General features: G+C 63.6%; 17 protein-coding genes. 10 read left to right on the forward strand and 7 right to left on the reverse strand.

Features of this window, described 5'->3' with window-relative positions:
- Positions 1–6: 6 nt before the first annotated feature.
- The gene (locus BIO17B3_RS03905; RefSeq protein ID WP_013105293.1) at positions 7–495 is read left to right on the forward strand and encodes an Lrp/AsnC family transcriptional regulator; all 489 of its coding nucleotides are present in this window, start codon (positions 7–9) and stop codon (positions 493–495) included.
- A gap of 107 nt (positions 496–602) precedes the next feature.
- Here the strand turns inward: BIO17B3_RS03905 and BIO17B3_RS03910 are convergent, their stop codons facing one another.
- From BIO17B3_RS03910 to BIO17B3_RS03920, 3 genes are all read right to left on the reverse strand, one after another.
- A complete protein-coding gene (locus tag BIO17B3_RS03910) occupies positions 603–875 on the reverse strand; it encodes a hypothetical protein (RefSeq protein ID WP_041608919.1) in 273 nt (90 codons plus the stop codon).
- Entirely contained in the window at positions 869–1072 is a 204-nt protein-coding gene (locus tag BIO17B3_RS03915; RefSeq protein ID WP_013105291.1) for a DUF3563 family protein, read from the reverse strand. Before BIO17B3_RS03915 ends, BIO17B3_RS03910 begins: the two co-directional genes overlap by 7 nt.
- Before the next feature lie 149 nt (positions 1073–1221).
- The gene (locus BIO17B3_RS03920) at positions 1222–2874 is read right to left on the reverse strand and encodes a PAS domain-containing methyl-accepting chemotaxis protein (protein ID WP_156053098.1); all 1653 of its coding nucleotides are present in this window, start codon (positions 2872–2874) and stop codon (positions 1222–1224) included.
- A gap of 431 nt (positions 2875–3305) precedes the next feature.
- Here BIO17B3_RS03920 and BIO17B3_RS03925 point away from each other — a divergent pair, with 431 nt between their 5' ends.
- The gene (locus BIO17B3_RS03925; RefSeq protein WP_155816238.1) at positions 3306–3452 is read left to right on the forward strand and encodes a hypothetical protein; all 147 of its coding nucleotides are present in this window, start codon (positions 3306–3308) and stop codon (positions 3450–3452) included.
- 40 nt (positions 3453–3492) lie between these two features.
- Here BIO17B3_RS03925 and cysE read toward each other — a convergent pair whose 3' ends face one another.
- Both cysE and BIO17B3_RS03935 read right to left on the reverse strand, forming a co-directional pair.
- Positions 3493–4260 carry a serine O-acetyltransferase gene (gene cysE, locus BIO17B3_RS03930; protein WP_013105289.1) on the reverse strand — a complete coding sequence of 256 codons (768 nt, stop codon included), beginning with the start codon at positions 4258–4260 and terminating at the stop codon, positions 3493–3495.
- A 70-nt stretch (positions 4261–4330) separates the two neighbouring features.
- Complete coding sequence (locus tag BIO17B3_RS03935; RefSeq protein ID WP_013105288.1) at positions 4331–5113, reverse strand: RNA methyltransferase; 783 nt, start codon at positions 5111–5113, stop codon at positions 4331–4333.
- Between the two features lie 61 nt (positions 5114–5174).
- On the opposite strand from BIO17B3_RS03935, the gene BIO17B3_RS03940 reads away from it, so the two are divergent.
- Both BIO17B3_RS03940 and phaP read left to right on the forward strand, forming a co-directional pair.
- The gene (locus BIO17B3_RS03940; protein WP_041608918.1) at positions 5175–6203 is read left to right on the forward strand and encodes an inositol monophosphatase family protein; all 1029 of its coding nucleotides are present in this window, start codon (positions 5175–5177) and stop codon (positions 6201–6203) included.
- Positions 6204–6427: 224 nt separating this feature from the next.
- Entirely contained in the window at positions 6428–6988 is a 561-nt protein-coding gene (phaP, locus tag BIO17B3_RS03945; protein ID WP_013105286.1) for a TIGR01841 family phasin, read from the forward strand.
- Between the two features lie 181 nt (positions 6989–7169).
- Here phaP and BIO17B3_RS03950 read toward each other — a convergent pair whose 3' ends face one another.
- Positions 7170–8174 (reverse strand): ketopantoate reductase family protein, encoded by a 1005-nt coding sequence (locus BIO17B3_RS03950; RefSeq protein WP_013105285.1) that lies wholly within the window; start codon positions 8172–8174, stop codon positions 7170–7172.
- Positions 8175–8254: 80 nt separating this feature from the next.
- Here BIO17B3_RS03950 and BIO17B3_RS03955 point away from each other — a divergent pair, with 80 nt between their 5' ends.
- The 5 genes from BIO17B3_RS03955 to waaC all read left to right on the forward strand — a co-directional run bounded on the left by BIO17B3_RS03955 (position 8255) and on the right by waaC (position 15110).
- Positions 8255–10345 (forward strand): FUSC family membrane protein, encoded by a 2091-nt coding sequence (locus BIO17B3_RS03955; protein WP_156053099.1) that lies wholly within the window; start codon positions 8255–8257, stop codon positions 10343–10345.
- A 70-nt stretch (positions 10346–10415) separates the two neighbouring features.
- The gene (gene metG / locus BIO17B3_RS03960; protein ID WP_156053100.1) at positions 10416–12581 is read left to right on the forward strand and encodes a methionine--tRNA ligase; all 2166 of its coding nucleotides are present in this window, start codon (positions 10416–10418) and stop codon (positions 12579–12581) included.
- 54 nt (positions 12582–12635) lie between these two features.
- Positions 12636–13148, forward strand: a complete 513-nt coding sequence (locus BIO17B3_RS03965) for a TIGR00645 family protein (protein WP_013105282.1) — start codon at positions 12636–12638, stop codon at positions 13146–13148.
- A gap of 49 nt (positions 13149–13197) precedes the next feature.
- Positions 13198–14097, forward strand: coding sequence for a Kdo hydroxylase family protein (locus BIO17B3_RS03970; protein WP_156053101.1), 900 nt, complete (start codon positions 13198–13200; stop codon positions 14095–14097).
- Positions 14094–15110 (forward strand): lipopolysaccharide heptosyltransferase I, encoded by a 1017-nt coding sequence (waaC, locus tag BIO17B3_RS03975; protein ID WP_156053102.1) that lies wholly within the window; start codon positions 14094–14096, stop codon positions 15108–15110. The genes BIO17B3_RS03970 and waaC overlap by 4 nt, the downstream gene beginning before the upstream one ends.
- A gap of 343 nt (positions 15111–15453) precedes the next feature.
- On the opposite strand, the gene BIO17B3_RS03980 is transcribed toward waaC, so the two are convergent.
- Positions 15454–16302, reverse strand: a complete 849-nt coding sequence (locus tag BIO17B3_RS03980) for a DMT family transporter (protein WP_156053103.1) — start codon at positions 16300–16302, stop codon at positions 15454–15456.
- A gap of 90 nt (positions 16303–16392) precedes the next feature.
- Here BIO17B3_RS03980 and BIO17B3_RS03985 point away from each other — a divergent pair, with 90 nt between their 5' ends.
- Positions 16393–17070: a winged helix-turn-helix domain-containing protein gene (locus BIO17B3_RS03985; RefSeq protein WP_156053104.1), complete on the forward strand. Its 678-nt coding sequence runs from the start codon at positions 16393–16395 to the stop codon at positions 17068–17070.
- Positions 17071–17087 lie beyond the last annotated feature (17 nt).

The raw sequence follows: 17087 nt of genomic DNA on the forward strand, positions 1-17087 counted from the left end.
CCCGCCATGCGCAAACCCCCGACTGAAGACATCGACCGCATCGACCGCAAGCTGCTGGCCCTGCTGCAGACCGATGCACGACTGACGCAGGAAAAGCTGGCCGAGCAGATCGGGCTTTCCGCCTCGGCCGTTCAGCGACGCATCCGGCGGCTGGAGCAGATCGGGGTCATCGAGGGCTATCGCGCCATCGTCAGCCCGCGCGCACTCGGCCTCAGCCTGAGCGCCCTGCTCAGTGTCCGCCTGGAAAAACACCGTGCCAGCAACCAGCGTTCGCCGCAAGACCTTTTTCGCGCCGCCGTTCAAGGCTGGCCCGAAGTGGTGGAATGCCTGGCGATGACCGGCGAGATGGACTACTTGCTGCGCGTGCATGTGCAAGACATGGAGCACTACGCCCACTTCGTGCTCGAAACCCTGCTCAAACACGAAAGCGTCGAAGACGTGAAATCCAGCTTCGTGCTCACCGAGGTCAAACCCTTCACCGGCATTTCAGTCTGATCGTCTACGTGAGCCGCTCATGAGAAAACGCAGGGCCGCCCCAAGTTTTCTCATCCCCCTCGGGGGGCCTGACGCGAACGCGGCAGGTCTGGGGGCGCTCTCAGCAATCAGACCCGCCGGGCATAGCTGCCGAGCAAGGCCTGCTCCAGTGCCGCGGTTTTGCGCTCGAACTGGGACGACGCAATGAGCGAGCGCTCGATCAGCCCCGCACGCACGGCAGTAGCGTACTGATCTCGCAGCGCGTCGAACGGCCAGTAAAGCACCTGCCGACTGACCGCATGGACCGATCCTACCCAGCCTTCGGACAGAGCCAGCCACGGCGCAGACGCTGCAGACGCGCACACCGGGCCGTGCTGCGCTGCAGCAAACGACGTCACCATGAATGGCGCTCCGTTTGATTTCGCGCCACATCGACCCAGGTCCAATCTTGGGTATGAGAGCCGCGCATTTCCAACTCGCGCACGCGGCGTTCAAAGTCACAGGCGTCGACGGATTGGGCAAGATAGTGCTCGTCCGCGCCCTGGTGCGTCTCGATGCTGGACAGGAGTTTGTCGAGAAAATGCTTGAAGTGATTCATGATGAGGTGCGGGTGATTCCTTGTGGGAACAGCCGCAAAAGAATAAGGGATAACCCTAATATTAGCCTGCTTGCCAACAAGCTGCGCGATCAGGGCTATTGCATGTTGCGTTGCAGCATCACTGCACCCTTCCCGCAGTACTCTTCCCATCAGAACGCGGTGAATCCTCCTTCGCTGGCCAGCGAACCCGTGCCCGGCATGTCCTGTGCGCCTTGCCGCTTGCGCTCTGCACGCGACAGCACGACGGGAACGCGCTCACCATTCAGGCGGAACTGCACCATGGCCTTTTCGAGAAACTTCGCCTGCTCGCTCAAGTCTTCCGCCGTCGCGGCCAGTTCTTCTGATGCCGAGGCGTTGTGCTGGGTCACCGTGTTGAGTTGCGCGACGGCCTGAGAGATTTGCTGAACCCCCGTGGCCTGCTCGCTTGACGCCGCGCTGATTTCATCCACGAGCTGCGAAGTCTTGGCGATGGCGGGCACGATCTCCTGGAGCAGATCACCCGCCCGATCGGCTTGGTGAAGCGTGGAGGTCGCCAGTTCGCTGATTTCGCGCGCGGCCGCCTGACTCTTTTCGGCCAGCTTGCGCACTTCGGCCGCAACCACCGCAAATCCCTTGCCTTGCTCTCCGGCCCGCGCGGCTTCAATCGCGGCGTTGAGCGCCAGCATATTGGTCTGGTAGGCGATGTCGTCGATGATGGAAATCCGCTCGGCGATGCTTTGCATCGCCTGCACCGTTTGCGCCACCGCGGTGCCGCCTTCGCTCGCCTGATGCGCAGCGGCCTGCGCAAGGGTGTTGGTCTGCCGGGCGCTCTCGGCATTTTGTTCGATGGAGGCACCCGTCTGCTCCAGCGTGGCCGACGTCTCTTCGACCGAGGCGGCCTGCTCCGACGCGGCCTGTGCCAGCCCCTGCGAGGCCGAGGCGATTTCCTGCGAACCTGTCGTGATCTGCGCGGCGGCGGCGCGAATGTCCTGCACCATGCTGCTGAGGTTGCCGCGCATGGTGTCCAGCGTCTGGCGCAAACGGTTTGCGCCACGCGTGTCGGTGGACACTTCGCCCAAGATCAGATTGCCCGCCGATACGGCTTCCATCTCTTTTTGCAGCGCATCGATGGGCTGCAACAGTTGACGCCGCACGGTCCAGACGAGCGATGCCAGTCCGCCCATCAGCACCACCGACAGCCCCATCTGCAGTGTGCTGATCGCCAAGCCTGCAATTTGCAGATAGCCAGCTTGCTCGGCTCCGCCAAGCGCCAGCATCAACAGGGCGATGAGCAGCAAACCCGCGCTGAAAAAGGAAACGGCCCGCTGTTGCAACACCTGCGCACCCTCGCTCAACCATCCGCGCAAGCCGGTGCGCGCTGGCTTTCCATGCCGCACCGTCCAGCCCTGCGCGCGCCCTTCTCGCAGCGAAGCGTAGAACTCTTGCGCCGCCCTCACCTGCTCGCGGCTGGGGAGCACCCGCAGTGACATATAGCCCACCATCCGGCCCTCTTCCCAGATGGGATTGGCATTGGCCTGAACCCAGTAGAAATCGCCGTTCTTGCAACGATTCTTCACCATGCCCTGCCACGGTTTGCCGGCTTGAAGATGGCGCCACATGTCATCAAACGCCTCAGGCGGCATGTCCGGGTGGCGCACGATGTTGTGGGCGGAACCCAGCAATTCGTCCTCGGAAAATCCGCTGATCTCCAGAAAAGGCCGATTCACATAGGTGAGCCGCCCTTTGAGGTCGGTCTTGGAGACGATGTATTCATTTTTCCCAAACAGGCGCTCGGTCTGGGTGACGGGCTGGTTGTTGCGCATGACTCCTCAAAGCCGCATGCTGGAGAACTTTTTCTGCATGACACGCGGCATATTCGAATATCTAGATAACGGCCCCCAAGGCTCGCGCTTGAGGCGCATCGCACAATAGTTTGATCTAGATCATGCCAATCAGGCAGCCGCTCATCGGCCTAACATAATGCTGTGGTCGGTTCTAAGGATGGATTTGGATGCCCTCGTCCAGTTCACCGTAAAGGATCACGCCGGAATGATGATCAGCCGACGCCCCAGGCGCAGCGCAAGCGCTCAGACAAAGACAGGCCAGCGTGAGCCAGATCAAAAGTCTCATGAGTCGGTTCCTTTTCATCGCCCATTGCGCACGGAGCGGTCTCCCCCTCGAGGGGGCAGCCGAGCAAAAAAAACCTGGCGCCCCTTAGAATGCGGGTTAACCCTAGACTTACATCGGTGCCATCATGGGCATAGTGAAACAAATTCTCAATTTCTTCTTCGGCTCAAACGGCAGCTCTGCCGAAACGATCCGACTTTTTGCCGTGCGTACAACCAGCCTGAATGAGCTGGAGCACATGCTGCGCGACCGTCGCGCTCTTCATCGGCATTGACGCGGCGATCATCCTGCGCGCAAGGCGCACCCCTGCGCCTTCACTCCACCAGTTTTTCCAGCTTGGCTTTATCGAAATGCTCGGTGCGCAGCGCCTCGGGCGGACAGGTCTCGGCCGGGCAAACGCCGTGACGCTCAAGCGCTTGCCAGAGCAGCGCGACCTGATGTTCGAGCTGCGCGGCATGGTCGATCAACCCGAGCACCGCGCGTGATTGCGGGTCGTCGCCGTTCTGAGTGACGGCATAGGCGGAAAACCCCATGCGCGCTGCCGTGGCCTCGCGCTGCTGATCCACTTCTTTCTGGAGGATGCGCGCGGGGTTGCCCACAGCGGTCGCCCCGGCTGGAACCGCCTTGACGACCACCGCGTTCGAGCCGATGCGCGCGCCCTCGCCCACGGTGAAGCCGCCGAGCACTTGCGCCCCGGCGCCGACCACCACGCCCGCTTCCAGAGTGGGGTGCCGTTTGGCGCCCTTATAGAGCGAGGTGCCGCCCAGCGTCACGCCTTGGTAGATGGTGCAGTCGTCGCCGATTTCCGCCGTTTCACCGATGACCACGCCCATGCCGTGGTCGATGAACACGCGCCGACCAATGGTGGCGCCGGGATGAATCTCGATGCCGGTGAGCCAGCGCCCCCAGTGCGAAATCCACCGCCCGAGCCAGTGCCAGCCGCGCTTCCAGCAGGCATGCGCCATGCTGTGAAACAGCAAGGCGTGCAGGCCCGGATAACAGGTGACAACCTCCCAGGTCGAACGCGCGGCAGGGTCGCGCTCCAAGATGATCTGGATGGTCTCACGCAATCGTTGCAGCATGGATCGGTCGCTTTACAGCTAGTGAAGGGAAAGGTCAGTGTATTGAACCCTGATTTTCCATGCCGCGGCATCAGCCCTTCGGCACTTTGCGCAGTACGGCGGTGCACACCCCGCGCAAAATCTGCACTTCGTCGCGCGTGAGTTCTGCTCGCGAAGCCAGACGCTGCAACCTCGGCAGCAGTTTGCGCGGCGCGTTGGGGTCGAGCACCTCCAAGGCCAGCAAAGCCTGCTCGACATGCGCCAGCATCCCCTGCACCTCTCCCGCCGTCGCCGCCACGCTTTCGGTCTGCGCAGGCTGCACCGCATGCAGCCCGACCTCTTTACGCCACTCCCACGCGATGACCTGCACCGCCTGCGCGAGATTGAGCGAGGTGTAGGCCGGATTGGCGGGAATGCTCAGCAGGGCATCGCAGCGATACACGTCGGCGTTGCTCAGCCCGAAGCGTTCGCTACCGAAAACAAACGCCACGCGCCGCCCCTGCTCCGCACTTCGCTGCGCCAGTTGGGGCAACCACTCCGGCGTGTGCAGCGGAGGGCCGAAATCGCGCACCCGCGCCGACAGCGCCACGACCACGCCGCAGTCCGCCACGGCGTCACCCAGTTCTCCGTGCACTTGCGCAGTCTTCAGCACATCTTCCGCGCCGCTGGCGAAAGCCAGGGTTTCGGGCTGTGTGAGCACATCGGCAAAGCGCGGAGCGACCAGCCGCAGGTTGGCGAAACCCATGTTCTTGAGGGCGCGCGCCGCGGCGCCCACATTGCCCGGATGACTGGTGCCCACGAGCACGAAGACCGTGTCATCCAGCGACGGTGCACACGCGGCCGCCTCGGCGTCGATAAAATGCGCGTCTTTCATCTGTTCTTTGTCACTTCCCGAAATTTCTCGCGCCATTGTCGTTGCTGGCGCTCAGGACACCATGCACCCCATGCTCAATGTGGCCGTTCGCGCAGCGCGCGAAGCCGGCAAAATCATCAACCGCGCGAGTCTCGATATTGACCTGCTGCGCGTCGCGCAAAAAGCCGCCAACGATTTCGTCACCGAAGTCGATCGCGCCGCCGAGCAAGCCATCATCGACGTGCTGCTCAAGGCCTATCCGCAGCATGGCATTCTGGGAGAAGAGACTGGTAGCGCCTTCGGCGATGCCTCGTCGGAATATCAGTGGATCATCGACCCACTCGATGGCACCACCAACTTCATACACGGCATGCCGGTGTACGCCGTCTCCATCGCACTGGCCCATCGCGGCGTGGTGCAACAGGCCGTGGTTTACGACCCGACCCGCGACGAACTCTTCACCGCCACGCGCGGCGCCGGGGCGTTTCTCAACAGCCGCCGCATCCGCGTTTCCAACCGCGTGCGGCTGGAAGACAGTCTCATCGGCACCGGGTTTCCGTTTCGCAAGAACGACGACATCGACACCTATCTCGAAATGTTCAAGCTCGTGGCGCAGCGCTGCGTCGGCCTGCGCCGCCCGGGCGCTGCCGCCATCGACCTGGCCTACGTGGCTGCGGGGCGCTACGACGGATTTTTCGAAACAGGGCTCAAACCCTGGGACATTGCCGCCGGCAGTCTGCTGATCACCGAGGCCGGTGGCCTGGTGGGCAATTTTGCCGGCGATGGCGACTTCCTTTTCACCGGTGAAGTGCTCGCCGCCACGCCCCGCGTCTATGGTCAGATCGTCAGCCTGTTGCAGCGGTTTTCCAAAGTCTCCCCAGCAGAATCAGAATCGGGGCGCCGCGCGGAGCCCGATTCCTCTATGACCGCCGCTCAAGTCGAGCTGATGACTGCTGCGGCCGACAAAAAATCGGGCACTCTGGCCGTACCCGAAAGCAAACGGGTGAAGGCGGCACCGCGCCGCATCAAAGCCAGCGACGTTGCCCAGCCGCGGCAAACCGAAAAGTCGCTTCCCCCTTCCGTCTACAAGCCCAAACGCCCTAAGGAATAGATCGGCAACTCATTGAAATTATTGAGATTTCAATAATTTTGCTGCAACGCACAAATTTTTCTTGCAATTCAAGAAGTCATCTCTACAATATGGATTGTGCAGTGCACAAATGAACCTGAGAAGGCCGTCATCTTCGTGACACCGTTGCGGGTTCAAAATGTGTTGGCTGCCGCCCCCTTTAGCAGTTCAACCGCAGCCAACGCCCTCAACCCAGGAGAGACATCATGATGACCCCCGAGCAATTCGCCGCAGCACAAAAAGCCCAGTTCGAAACCTTTTTCGGTCTGGCCGCCAAGTCCATGGACAACATGGAAAAACTGGTTGACCTGAACATGCAAGCCGTCAAGACCTCGCTGCAAGAAAGCGCCGATCACACCATGGCGCTTCTGTCGGTCAAAGACCTGCAAGAACTGTCGACCCTGCAATCGGGCTGGATGCAGCCGATGGCCGAGAAGGTTCTGTCCTACTCACGTCATGCCTACGAAATTGCCTCTGGCGCCCAGGCCGAATTGGCCAAGACCGCCGAGTCGCAAATTTCTGAAACCCACAAGAAGTTCATGGACCTGGCCGAATCCGCCGCCAAGAATGCCCCGGCCGGTTCGGAAACCGCCGTGGCCATGATGAAAAGCGCCATGAACGCTGCCAACAACGCCTATGACTCGGTGCAGAAAGTCACCAAGCAGGCCGCCGAAGCAGTGGAAGCCAATATGAACGCCGTAACCAGCACCGCAATGAAAGCGGCGCAAACCACCAGCCGCACCGCCGCCAAGCGCGCCGCAGCCTGATCGTTCAGCCGTTATTTCGCGGTGTGGTGGCTTGTCAACTTTTGCTCCCACGCTGCGTTGATGGCTCATGTGGCTGAGCGGCCGATTCAAAAAGCGCCGCCTATCGCCCAAACAGTTGTCTCCTCGGTACCCCAAAGGTACCCTTCCAGCCGGTCTCTGACCGGCTTTTTTTTGCCAATCTTCAAGCCTTGCAAACCTGCCGATCAAGCTCACCCAACAGAGCGCTCAGCGTTTGCAGGGTGGTCATGGGATGGTGGGCGAGGCGGGCCATTTCCAGCGGAGCGTGCAGCAAGGCGGCGATCTCCAGTGCGCGGCCGCGCTCCAGGTCTTGCAGGGTGGACGTTTTCACCGGGCCGATGCCGCGGGCGATCTCCATGCGCTGCTCGATGCTGACCAGCGGATCGCAGCCATAGGCCCGCGCCAGGCCCATGATCTCGGCCATGCCGTCGCGGATGAGGGCGACGAGTTCGGGGTTGTCGCAGATGGCGTTCATGCGCGCTCGCGTCAGCGCGGCCACCGGGTTGAAGGTGGCATTGCCGACGAGTTTCATCCAGATAGCGTCGCGGATGCGGTCGGTGACTTCCGGCTCGCAGCCCGCCGCACGCAAGAGGTCGGCCAGCGCCTGCACGCGTGGGCTGCGCGTGTGTGTGGGTTCGCCGATCACATAGCGGTATTGCCCATTGCCGCGTATCACGCCGGGGCTGGCCACCTCGGCGCTGGCGTGCACGACGCAGCCCACGAGATGCGCCGGGTCGATGGCGCCCAGCAAGCGGCCACCGGGGTCGATGCTTTCCAGATGCGCGGTGCGCCCCTGCGCCGTGCGCGCCTGCGGGCTGGTGTCGGCGTGGAAATACCACCAGGGCACGCCGTTGATGGCGGGCAGCACAACCGTATCGGCATGCAGCAAAGGGCGAAGCTGCGGCAGAACGGGGCCGAGTTGATGCGCCTTCAGGCCCAGAATCACGAGATCTTGCGGCGCGAAATCGGCCAGATCGTCGCTGGCCTGCACCTCGACACAAACCCGCTCTTGCGGGTCTTCCAGACACAGCCCGGCGCGCTGAATCGCCTGCAGATGCGCACCACGCGCCAGCACGCTGACCGTGTGTCCGGCTGCCGCAAGCCGAACGGCCAGCGTACCGCCCACGGCGCCTGCGCCAACAACCAGAATTTTCCAGGGGGATGCCATGCTCTTGCTCCTCGTAGCACGTTCAGCCGTGCGCAAATAGACAACTCTCCAACGACAATAGCACGCAAAAAACTCCTCCCATGCTGACACCGCGACAAGTCCTCGTATTGCTCCACGGCCGCTACTTCACTAGCGGGCTGGTGTCGGCCGTGGGCGTCGCCCTGTTCGGCTTGGTGACTTACGCAATCGCGGGCTTGGGCCCTGCGATCGCCCTGGGCAGCGGCGCGCTCACCGTCTGCTTCGCCGACAACCCGGCGCCCACCCGGGTCAAGCGTGTGGAGTTGTTGTTTACCAGCGTGGCGAGCACGGTTGCCTTCGCGCTGGTCGGCGCCAGCCTGTGGTGGCCTGCGGTGCAGATCGTGCTCATTCCCGTGCTGGGTTTTATCAGCGGGTTGATCGCCGTGTGGGGCAAGCGGGCGCTGGCGATGAGTTTCAGCGTGCTGTTCATTTCGGTCATCACCGTGGGTTCTCCGCCATTGCAAGGCCCGGTGCAACTGGCGGCGGCCGTGGCGCTGTTTTTCATCGGCGCATTGCTCTACACCGCCTATGCCCTGCTGCTGGCGCGCTGGCTGCGTCGGCGAACCAAAGAGCAGGCGTTGGCCGAGTTGCTGGCGCAGTTGGGACAGTTTGCGCATTGGCTGGCGAATCACTTCGGCGGGCAGTCTTCTGGATTGAGCGGCGCGGTAGCGCAACTCACCGCGATCAACGACACCTTGCAGAACACGCGCGACATCGTGCTGCGGGATGTGCGCACCGCGGCGGATCGCGCCCTGGCGGCGCGGCTGATTCTGCTGCTGGAGGTCAACGAAGCCCTGCTGGCCGGCCAGACCGATGGCGACCTGATTCTCAAGCAGTTCGACGCCACGCCCGTGCCCGATGCGCTGCGCGACTGGGCGCAGCGCATCGGCAATGCCCTCGACCAGCGCGCCGACGCCTTGTTGCGCGGCAGGCCGGCCAACACCCTGCCGGCCCACCTGCCCTGCGCGCAAACCATCGAGCATGCACTCGCCACCCTGCAGCCCAGCCAGCCCAGCGCCGAATTCGAGCAGGCCCGCATGGCCTTGCGCGCCAGTGCCGACAAGTTTCAGCGCATCAGCGATCTGCTCGCTCAAGAAAAACCCGTCGGGTCGCCGACTCAGCCCGATCCACTGCAGGGTATGGATCTGCAGGCCTTTCTCAGCCCGCTGCGCTACGACCCGAACGCGCTGTGGCAATCCATCCGCTTTGAATCACCTATCCTGCGTTATGCCATCCGTCTAGCGCTGGCCTTGTTCGCAGGCGAGTTGGTGCTGCGCGCCCTGCCCTATCACCCGCATGACTACTGGGTGTTGCTGACCATCGGCGTGATTCTGCGGCCGAATTACAGCGTCACCCGCCAGCGCATCAAAGACCGTGTGCTGGGCACGCTTCTGGGCTGCATCCTGGTTGCGGCCCTGCTCTCCACCCACCCGTCGTTGGGGGTGATGACGCTGGGGGTGTTTGTCTCCCTGGCCTTTGCGCGCACCTTCATCACTCTCAACTACCGCTTCACCGCCCTGTTCGCCAGCGTCAACGCCCTGCTGCTCGTGGCCTTGCTGGAGCCGGGCACCCAGTTTCTGGTCACCCAGCGCCTGCAAGACACGCTGATTGGTGCGGCGCTGGCCTGGGCTTTCAGCTTTGTGCTGCCCAGGTGGGAGGCCAACGATCTGCGCCGCCAGGTCGATGCCCTGCAGCGCGCCGCGCTGGGCTATGCGCGGGCCGTGCTCGACCCGCAGCAGGTCAGCGACCTGAACTACCGCCGCGAGCGCAAGCGCATTCAAGACGCGCTCGCCGCCGTGGGCGGCCTGCACGCCCGCATGCTGGAAGAGCCGCGTCAGCATCAGCTCATGCGGCGCGAACTCGCCGCGTTCATCGCCCACAGCGATCTGCTCAGCGCCCACCTCGCCACCTTGCGCGTGCTCAGGGCGCAGCGCGGCGACCGGGTGCTGTCTGCCGCCGAGCAGGCCCGCCTGCGCCACACCCTAGCCCTGTTGCAAGGCTGTCTCGGTCTAGACGGGCAGGCGACGTGCATCGAAGCGGCCGAAACCGGCGCCATCGACACCCCGATCGAGCGCCGCCTGCGCGAGGTGGAAGCGGAAGGGCGCACGATCGCCCAGTTGTCGCGTCAAATCCTTTCGCCCGTCGGCACCTAAAATAGTCGTTTGCGCGGCAACGCCCGCACGCCCCGGCACTCCCGGCCGGGCGCACTCCACCCCGTTCACCATGACTTCCAAGCGCCGATTCTTCGTCACCACCGCCCTGCCCTACGCCAACGGCCCGTTCCACATCGGCCACATCATGGAATACATCCAGGCCGACACCTGGGTGCGCTTTCAGCGCATGCAGGGCCACGAGGTGCACTTCGTCGGCGCCGACGATGCCCACGGCGCGCCCATCATGATCGCCGCCGACAAGGCGGGCAAGACGCCGCAGCAGTTCGTCGCCGACATCGCCGCCGGGCGGGCGCAATACCTCGACGGCTTTCACATCCGCTTCGACAACTGGCACAACACCGACGCGCCGGAAAACCATCAACTCGCGCAGGACATCTACCGCGCGCTGCGCAAGAACGGCCTGATTGCGATGCGCGACATCGAGCAGTTTTTCGATCCGGTCAAGGGCATGTTCCTGCCCGACCGCTACATCAAAGGGCAGTGCCCCAAGTGCGGCGCGGCCGATCAGTACGGCGACGCCTGCGAGGTATGCGGGGCGGTGTACGCGCCCACCGAACTCAAGCACCCTTATTCCACACTTTCCGGCGCCACGCCCGAGCTGCGCAAGAGCGAGCACTACTTCTTTCAGCTTTCGTCCGACCGCTGCGCCGACTATTTGCGCGACTGGACGCAGGCCGCCAACGCCCACGGTCAGCCGCATCTGCAAACCGAAGTGCTCAACAAGGTGCGCGAGTGGTTCACCACCAACGAAAACGGCCACGGCGGCCTGGCCGACTGGGACATCTCGCGCGACGCCCCCTACTTCGGCATCGAAATTCCCGACGCGCCGGGCAAATACTTCTACGTCTGGCTCGACGCCCCCATCGGCTACCTCGCCAGCCTGAAAAACCATTTCGACAAAGGTCAAGCCGCGCAGCACTGGCACGCGCCTTCGCGCACCGCGCAGAGTTTCGACGCCTTCGTCGCCGATCCGGCGGTGGAGCAGGTGCATTTCATCGGCAAGGACATCGTCTATTTCCACACCCTGTTCTGGCCGGCCATGCTGCACTTCTCGGGCCGCAAGACGCCCAGCCAGATCAATGTGCATGGCTTTGTCACTGTCGGCGGCGAGAAGATGAGTAAAAGCCGGGGCACCGGCATCTCGCCGTTGAAATACCTCGACATCGGCCTCAACCCCGAGTGGCTGCGCTATTACCTCGCCGCCAAGCTGACCGCTCGGGTGGAAGACGTGGACTTCACGCCGGAAGATTTCGTCGCCCGGGTCAACAGCGACCTGATCGGCAAATACGTCAACATCGCCAGCCGCGCCGCCAAATTCATCAGCCAATACTTCGACGGCAAGCTGGGTTATGCCCACAACACCGGCGATTTGCGCGACGCCGCAAAGGCGCTGGCCGACGACGTGGCCGCGGCTTTTGAAGCGCGCGAATACGCCCGTGCGCTGCGCGAAATCATGGCCTACGCCGACCGCATCAACACCGCGTTCGACGCTGCCCAGCCCTGGATTCTGGCGAAAGACGAAGGCCGCCGCGCCGAACTGCAAGACGCCTGCTCGCAGGCCTTGGCCGGGTTCTGGCTGCTGTCGGTCATGCTCAACCCGGTGCTGCCCGCGCTCACCGCTCGCGTGGCGCGCGAGCTGTTCGGGCTGGAGCGCGATTTCGTCTGGAGCGACGCCACCGAACTGCCGCAACACGCCGCGCCCTATCAGCACCTGATGCACCGCATCGACCCCAAGCGCCTCGACGCCCTGTTCGAGACCGATCCGCCCGCAGCGCCCGTCCTTGCCAAGCCTGTTGCCAAGCCCGCCGCCCAAGCCATGACGCCCACAGCACCGACTGCCGACGCCACGCAAGACCCCTTCATCACCATCGACGACTTCGCCAAGATCGATCTGCGCATTGCTCGCATCGCCCATGCCGAAGCCGTGGAAGGCTCGACCAAGCTGCTGCGCCTCACCCTCGACGTGGGCGAAACCACGCCCGACGGCCAGCCGCGCACCCGCAATGTGTTCTCCGGCATCTCCAGCGCCTACAAACCTGAAGACCTGATCGGCAAGCTCACCGTACTGGTGGCCAACCTCGCGCCGCGCAAAATGAAGTTCGGCCTGAGCGAAGGCATGGTGCTGGCCGCCAGCGCCGCCGACGAAAAGGCGCAGCCCGGCCTCTACATTCTCGAACCGCATACGGGAGCGCAGCCCGGCATGCGGGTGCGGTAACGCAGCCTCGTTACAGTCGCGCGCATCTCCGTCTCTCCTTTTCGCAAAGCCCTCATGAAACGCGTCGAACATGCTCTGGAAGTTCTGATTTTCGGCAGCCGCTGGCTGCTGGCGCCGTTCTATATCGGCCTGGTGCTGGGCATCGTTTTGCTGCTGGTGAAGTTTGTCAAAACCTTCGTGGGCGCGGTGTCCGTGGTGTTTTCCGGCACGGGCGGCGAGGCCATGCTGGCCATTCTGTCTTTGGTGGACATCGCCCTGGTGGCCAATCTGCTGATCATCATCATTTTTGCCGGCTACGAGAACTTCGTCTCCAAGATCGACACCGGCGGCCACGAAGACCGCCCCAGCTGGATGGGCCACGTCACCTTTTCCGATCTGAAGCTCAAGCTCATCGGCTCCATCGTGGCAATCTCGGGGGTCGAACTGCTCAAATATTTCATCAATGTGCGCCAAGCCAGCCGTGACGACATGGCGTGGGCCATCGCCATCCATCTGGTGCTGGTGTTTTCCGGCGTGATGTTTGCGCTCATGGACCGGCTGTCGGGCATCAAGGCGGACAATCACTGAGCACCCTATTCTGTGCACCGTAGGCAGTCTATTTTTTGCAGGAGGTCATATGGCCGCACTCGACGACACCATCCGCAACTTTCCCGATACCGCCTGGGATGCCAGCCCTACCGAGCGCGCACCTACCGCAGGAGTGGAGCACCTGCTCGAAGGTGGCCATGTGCTGTGCTTCCCGCAGCTGCACTTCGAACTGAGCGCAAGCGAGCGCCGCTTTCTCACCCCGTCCATCAGCGACGGCAAAGCCAAAAATATCAGCTTGCGCGATGACGGCAGCATTCGCGGCGCGTCGGGCAGCCCCCAAGACCAGGCCGAATTGCGCGACATGATTCAGCGATTCTCCCATCAGGCCCAGTCCCTGGTCGACCGGCTGTTTCCGCACTATCGGGGCAAGCTGCGCGCGGCCAAGGCCTCGTATCGCCCAATTCAGGTCGAGGGTCGCGAGACGAGCTGGCGCAAAGACGATACCCGGCTGCACGTCGATGCCTTCCCCTCCAACCCGATTCATGGCGTGCGGCTTTTGCGCGTATTCACCAATCTCAATCCCGAAGGGCGGCCGCGTCAGTGGCGGGTGGGCGAGCCCTTCCCCGAATTTCTGCAGCGTTTTGCACCACGGCTCACCCCTCCCGTGCCAGGCTCGGCGGCGGTGTTGCGCGCGCTCAAAATCACCAAATCGCACCGCACCGACTACGACCACTACATGCTGCAGTTGCACGACAAAATGAAGGCCGATCTGGCCTATCAGAAAGACGCGCCGCAGCGCAGTGTGGACTTCGCGCCGGGCACGACCTGGGTGGTGTTTTCCGATCAGGTGCTGCACGCCGTCATGGGCGGGCAATACATGATGGAGCAAACCTTCTACCTCGAACCTCGGCACCAGCTCTATCCGCACACCGCGCCGCTCAAGTTGCTCGAAGACCTGATGGGCAAAGCCTTGCTGCCCGCCGCATGACGCGAGCGCAGCTCCCACTGCGGTGGGGTCAGGGCGCCCTGCCGTCAGCCCCGCAGCGCATGCTGCTGGTGCAGTTGTCCGCCATGGGCGATCAGGTGCAGACCCTGCCCGCCGTTTCCGACATCGCCGCACGCTGGCCCGGCATCGAAATCGATTGGGCGGTCGATGCCCGCTTCGCCGACATTCCGCGGCTGCACCCCGCCGTGCGTCACGTCTTTTCCCTGCCGCTCAAGGCAGTGCAGCAGCAGCGCAGCCTCGCCGCATGGCGCGAGTTGCGCGCTGTTCTACGCGCCTTGCGCGCCGAGCGCTACGACCTGATCTGGGACCCGCACAGCGTGCTCAAAAGCGCCATCATCTCCCGTCTGGCGCGTGGCGCGCTGCGCGTCGGCTATCGCGCGCAAGACTGCGGCGGCGAGCCGCTCGCCGCCCGCGCCTACCACTTCCATTTCGCCCGACCCGTCGGCTTGCATGGCACCGAGGGGCGGCGGGTGTTTGCGCAGGCCGTGCTCGACACCGACCTGCACCGCCCGGTGGACTATGCGATCGATCAGCGCTACGCCCGCAAGCCAAGGGCGACCGAGGCCGATACGGTCTTCCTCGCGCATGGCGCTTCCAAGCCGGAAAAGCTCTGGCCGCTCGACCACTGGCAGGCGCTATCCGCCCGCCTGGTGCAGGCTGGCCTGCGGCTGCAACTGACCTGGGGAAACGCCGCCGAGCAGGAGCGTGCGCAGCGCATCATCGCCGCGCTTCCGCCGGGCAGTGCGCAGATTCTCGACCGCCGCAGCCTGCTCGACATGCTGCCCGTCATTGCGCAGAGTCGGCTGGTGGTGGGCGTCGATACCGGCTTCACCCATCTCGCCGCGGCGCTGCGTCGCCCGGTGGTGGGGCTGTTCGTCAGCACCGGGCCCGAGCTGTTCACCCCCACATCACCCCACCTGGCCCGCACCCTTGGCGGCGATGGCATTACGCCGAGCATTGACGCCGCCTGGCAAGCGGTCGAAGAATTGCGCTGACCTACACTCGCATCCCGCGTTGATGATGCGGTGCTTATGCGGCCGCCATGTCGGTGCGTCTGGCCGTGCCCCTGCTCCGGCCACCAGAACACCGAGCGATATATTGGTCACACCGCAAACCCACTGGCTGAATAGCGCCACGGGGCGCACTCTGGGCCGGCGAGCCGCGGACTTGCAGCAAGCGCAAACCCTGGCCAATCAGGGCAAGTCTCTATAGGGCTTGTCTGACTCCCAGCAACCCCAGCTTGCGCGTGAGGTAGTTGCCTGTAGTTGCCGATCTACGGTGAGCGCATCGAAGTCGGCCTGTGTGGCCCGCCAAAATCACGCTACCTGATGAAAAAACTCAGTCTTTCACCCGCATGGCCAACAACGCAGCGCCGACGATCAGCACCGTTGCCAGACCGATCCAGATGGTCAGCGCGCGCCCGGTCACGGCAATCAGCAGCAGGGTCGACGCCAAAGGCGTGAGGTAGCTCAACACCCCGATGGTGCGCGGATCCCCCAGTTTCAGCGCCCGGTCCCACAACAAAAAGGCGCCGCCCAGAGGCCCCAGCCCCATCACCCCGATCAGCAAGCCATCGCGCAGGCCGAGGTGCAAAGGCGGCTCCAGCCAGACATGACAGGCCAGCGCGAGCAGGCCCGAAATCAGGCCGAACAAGCCCAGCGCCGCCGTGGGAAACCCTTTGCCCGACTGCGCCATGCGGCGGCTGCCCAGCGAGAACGTAGCCCAGATCAGCGCCGACCCCAGGGCCGGAAGGTAGCCCCAGGCCCAGGCCGCCTCTAACGAGTGACCGCCCAGAATCGCCAGCCCCGCCCCCAGAAAACCCAGGCCGGCCGCCAGCACATGCGCCGACCGCAAGCGTACCCCGGGCAAGAGCAGCGGCGCCAGTACCACGATCAACAAGGGCCAGAGGTAATTCACCAGATTAGCCTGCACCGGCGGCGCGTGGCGCAAGGCGATGAACAACAGAAAATGGAATCCGAACAGGCCATACACGCCCAACGCCAACGCCGCGCGAGACACGCGCCACTGCCGCCAATGGCCCCACGTCGGCACGCTGCCGATGATCAGTGCCAACCCGGTCAGCGCGAAGGCCGGCACCTGAGAAAGCGCCACCCCTAGGGTAGCGAGCGTTGCCCATAGGGCAATGGCGCCGAGGGCGTAGAGATTGGCTTGGGTGCTGAGTTTCATCGCTGCGCATGGTAGTGGGCCGACCTGTCACGCTTTTGTCAAAACGGTTACGCACACTTGGCTCTCATCAGCGGACCACCTGCCCAGATCGTGCCGATCAAACATTCTGTTCTATCGCTTCAATTCGCCTCAGCCCCCACACCCTGCCAGGACAGTAACAGCCAGCCTGTCGATGCCGATGAGGCCCTACGGCGGCTGAAAGTCGGTGATGCCTGGGCCGTACTGGCTGTCAGCGGCGAGGACGTGCATGAACTGACCAACTGGCTGATGCGACTGCGACATCCACTCGGAGGCCAAACGTCCCGAGTCATCGCCTTTTTGCCAGACTGCGCCTCACCCGGCGCCATGGCTGCGCTAAACGCGGGCGCCGATGCCCTGCTGCCGATCGACAGCCCGCCGCAGCTCATACGCGCCCAGCTCGCTCGCCTGCGTGAACGCCTCGCACCGCAGACTGGAGACCGCGTCCAGCTGGAACCCCTTCTGGAGCTCGACGGACAAACGCGGACGCTCCGCATTCAGGATCATTGCCTCAGTCTGCCCTCGCAGCAGTTTCTGCTGTTGTGGGCTCTGGGCGCACGTCCGGGCGACATCCTGAGCCCGCAAGAGCTGCGATTGGCCATGGACATTCCCGCACGCGCGCACGCCGATACCGTACACACCGCGGTGGCTCGCCTGCGTCGGCACCTTCGTCCGCATGATCTGCATCAGCGTGTGCAAACCGTGCATGGCGCGGGGTATCGCTGGGCCACGGAAAAGTCGATGCAGTGAAGCGAAGCATTCGCACT

Source organism: Thiomonas sp. OC7 (assembly GCF_900634595.1).
Classification (GTDB): domain Bacteria; phylum Pseudomonadota; class Gammaproteobacteria; order Burkholderiales; family Burkholderiaceae_C; genus Thiomonas; species Thiomonas arsenitoxydans.

Excerpts from the sequence above, each read along its gene's own strand:
- BIO17B3_RS03980 (WP_156053103.1), bottom strand. The coding sequence starts at position 16,302 with ATGAAACTCAGCACCCAAGCCAATCTCTACGCCCTCGGCGCCATTGCC.
- BIO17B3_RS03970 (WP_156053101.1), top strand. The coding sequence starts at position 13,198 with ATGGCCGCACTCGACGACACCATCCGCAACTTTCCCGATACCGCCTGG.
- BIO17B3_RS03910 (WP_041608919.1), bottom strand. The coding sequence starts at position 875 with ATGGTGACGTCGTTTGCTGCAGCGCAGCACGGCCCGGTGTGCGCGTCT.
- metG (WP_156053100.1), top strand. The coding sequence starts at position 10,416 with ATGACTTCCAAGCGCCGATTCTTCGTCACCACCGCCCTGCCCTACGCC.
- BIO17B3_RS03925 (WP_155816238.1), top strand. The coding sequence starts at position 3,306 with ATGGGCATAGTGAAACAAATTCTCAATTTCTTCTTCGGCTCAAACGGC.
- BIO17B3_RS03915 (WP_013105291.1), bottom strand. The coding sequence starts at position 1,072 with ATGAATCACTTCAAGCATTTTCTCGACAAACTCCTGTCCAGCATCGAG.
- BIO17B3_RS03935 (WP_013105288.1), bottom strand. The coding sequence starts at position 5,113 with ATGAAAGACGCGCATTTTATCGACGCCGAGGCGGCCGCGTGTGCACCG.
- BIO17B3_RS03940 (WP_041608918.1), top strand. The coding sequence starts at position 5,175 with ATGCACCCCATGCTCAATGTGGCCGTTCGCGCAGCGCGCGAAGCCGGC.
- cysE (WP_013105289.1), bottom strand. The coding sequence starts at position 4,260 with ATGCTGCAACGATTGCGTGAGACCATCCAGATCATCTTGGAGCGCGAC.
- phaP (WP_013105286.1), top strand. The coding sequence starts at position 6,428 with ATGATGACCCCCGAGCAATTCGCCGCAGCACAAAAAGCCCAGTTCGAA.
- BIO17B3_RS03965 (WP_013105282.1), top strand. The coding sequence starts at position 12,636 with ATGAAACGCGTCGAACATGCTCTGGAAGTTCTGATTTTCGGCAGCCGC.
- BIO17B3_RS03905 (WP_013105293.1), top strand. The coding sequence starts at position 7 with ATGCGCAAACCCCCGACTGAAGACATCGACCGCATCGACCGCAAGCTG.
- BIO17B3_RS03920 (WP_156053098.1), bottom strand. The coding sequence starts at position 2,874 with ATGCGCAACAACCAGCCCGTCACCCAGACCGAGCGCCTGTTTGGGAAA.
- BIO17B3_RS03950 (WP_013105285.1), bottom strand. The coding sequence starts at position 8,174 with ATGGCATCCCCCTGGAAAATTCTGGTTGTTGGCGCAGGCGCCGTGGGC.
- BIO17B3_RS03955 (WP_156053099.1), top strand. The coding sequence starts at position 8,255 with ATGCTGACACCGCGACAAGTCCTCGTATTGCTCCACGGCCGCTACTTC.
- waaC (WP_156053102.1), top strand. The coding sequence starts at position 14,094 with ATGACGCGAGCGCAGCTCCCACTGCGGTGGGGTCAGGGCGCCCTGCCG.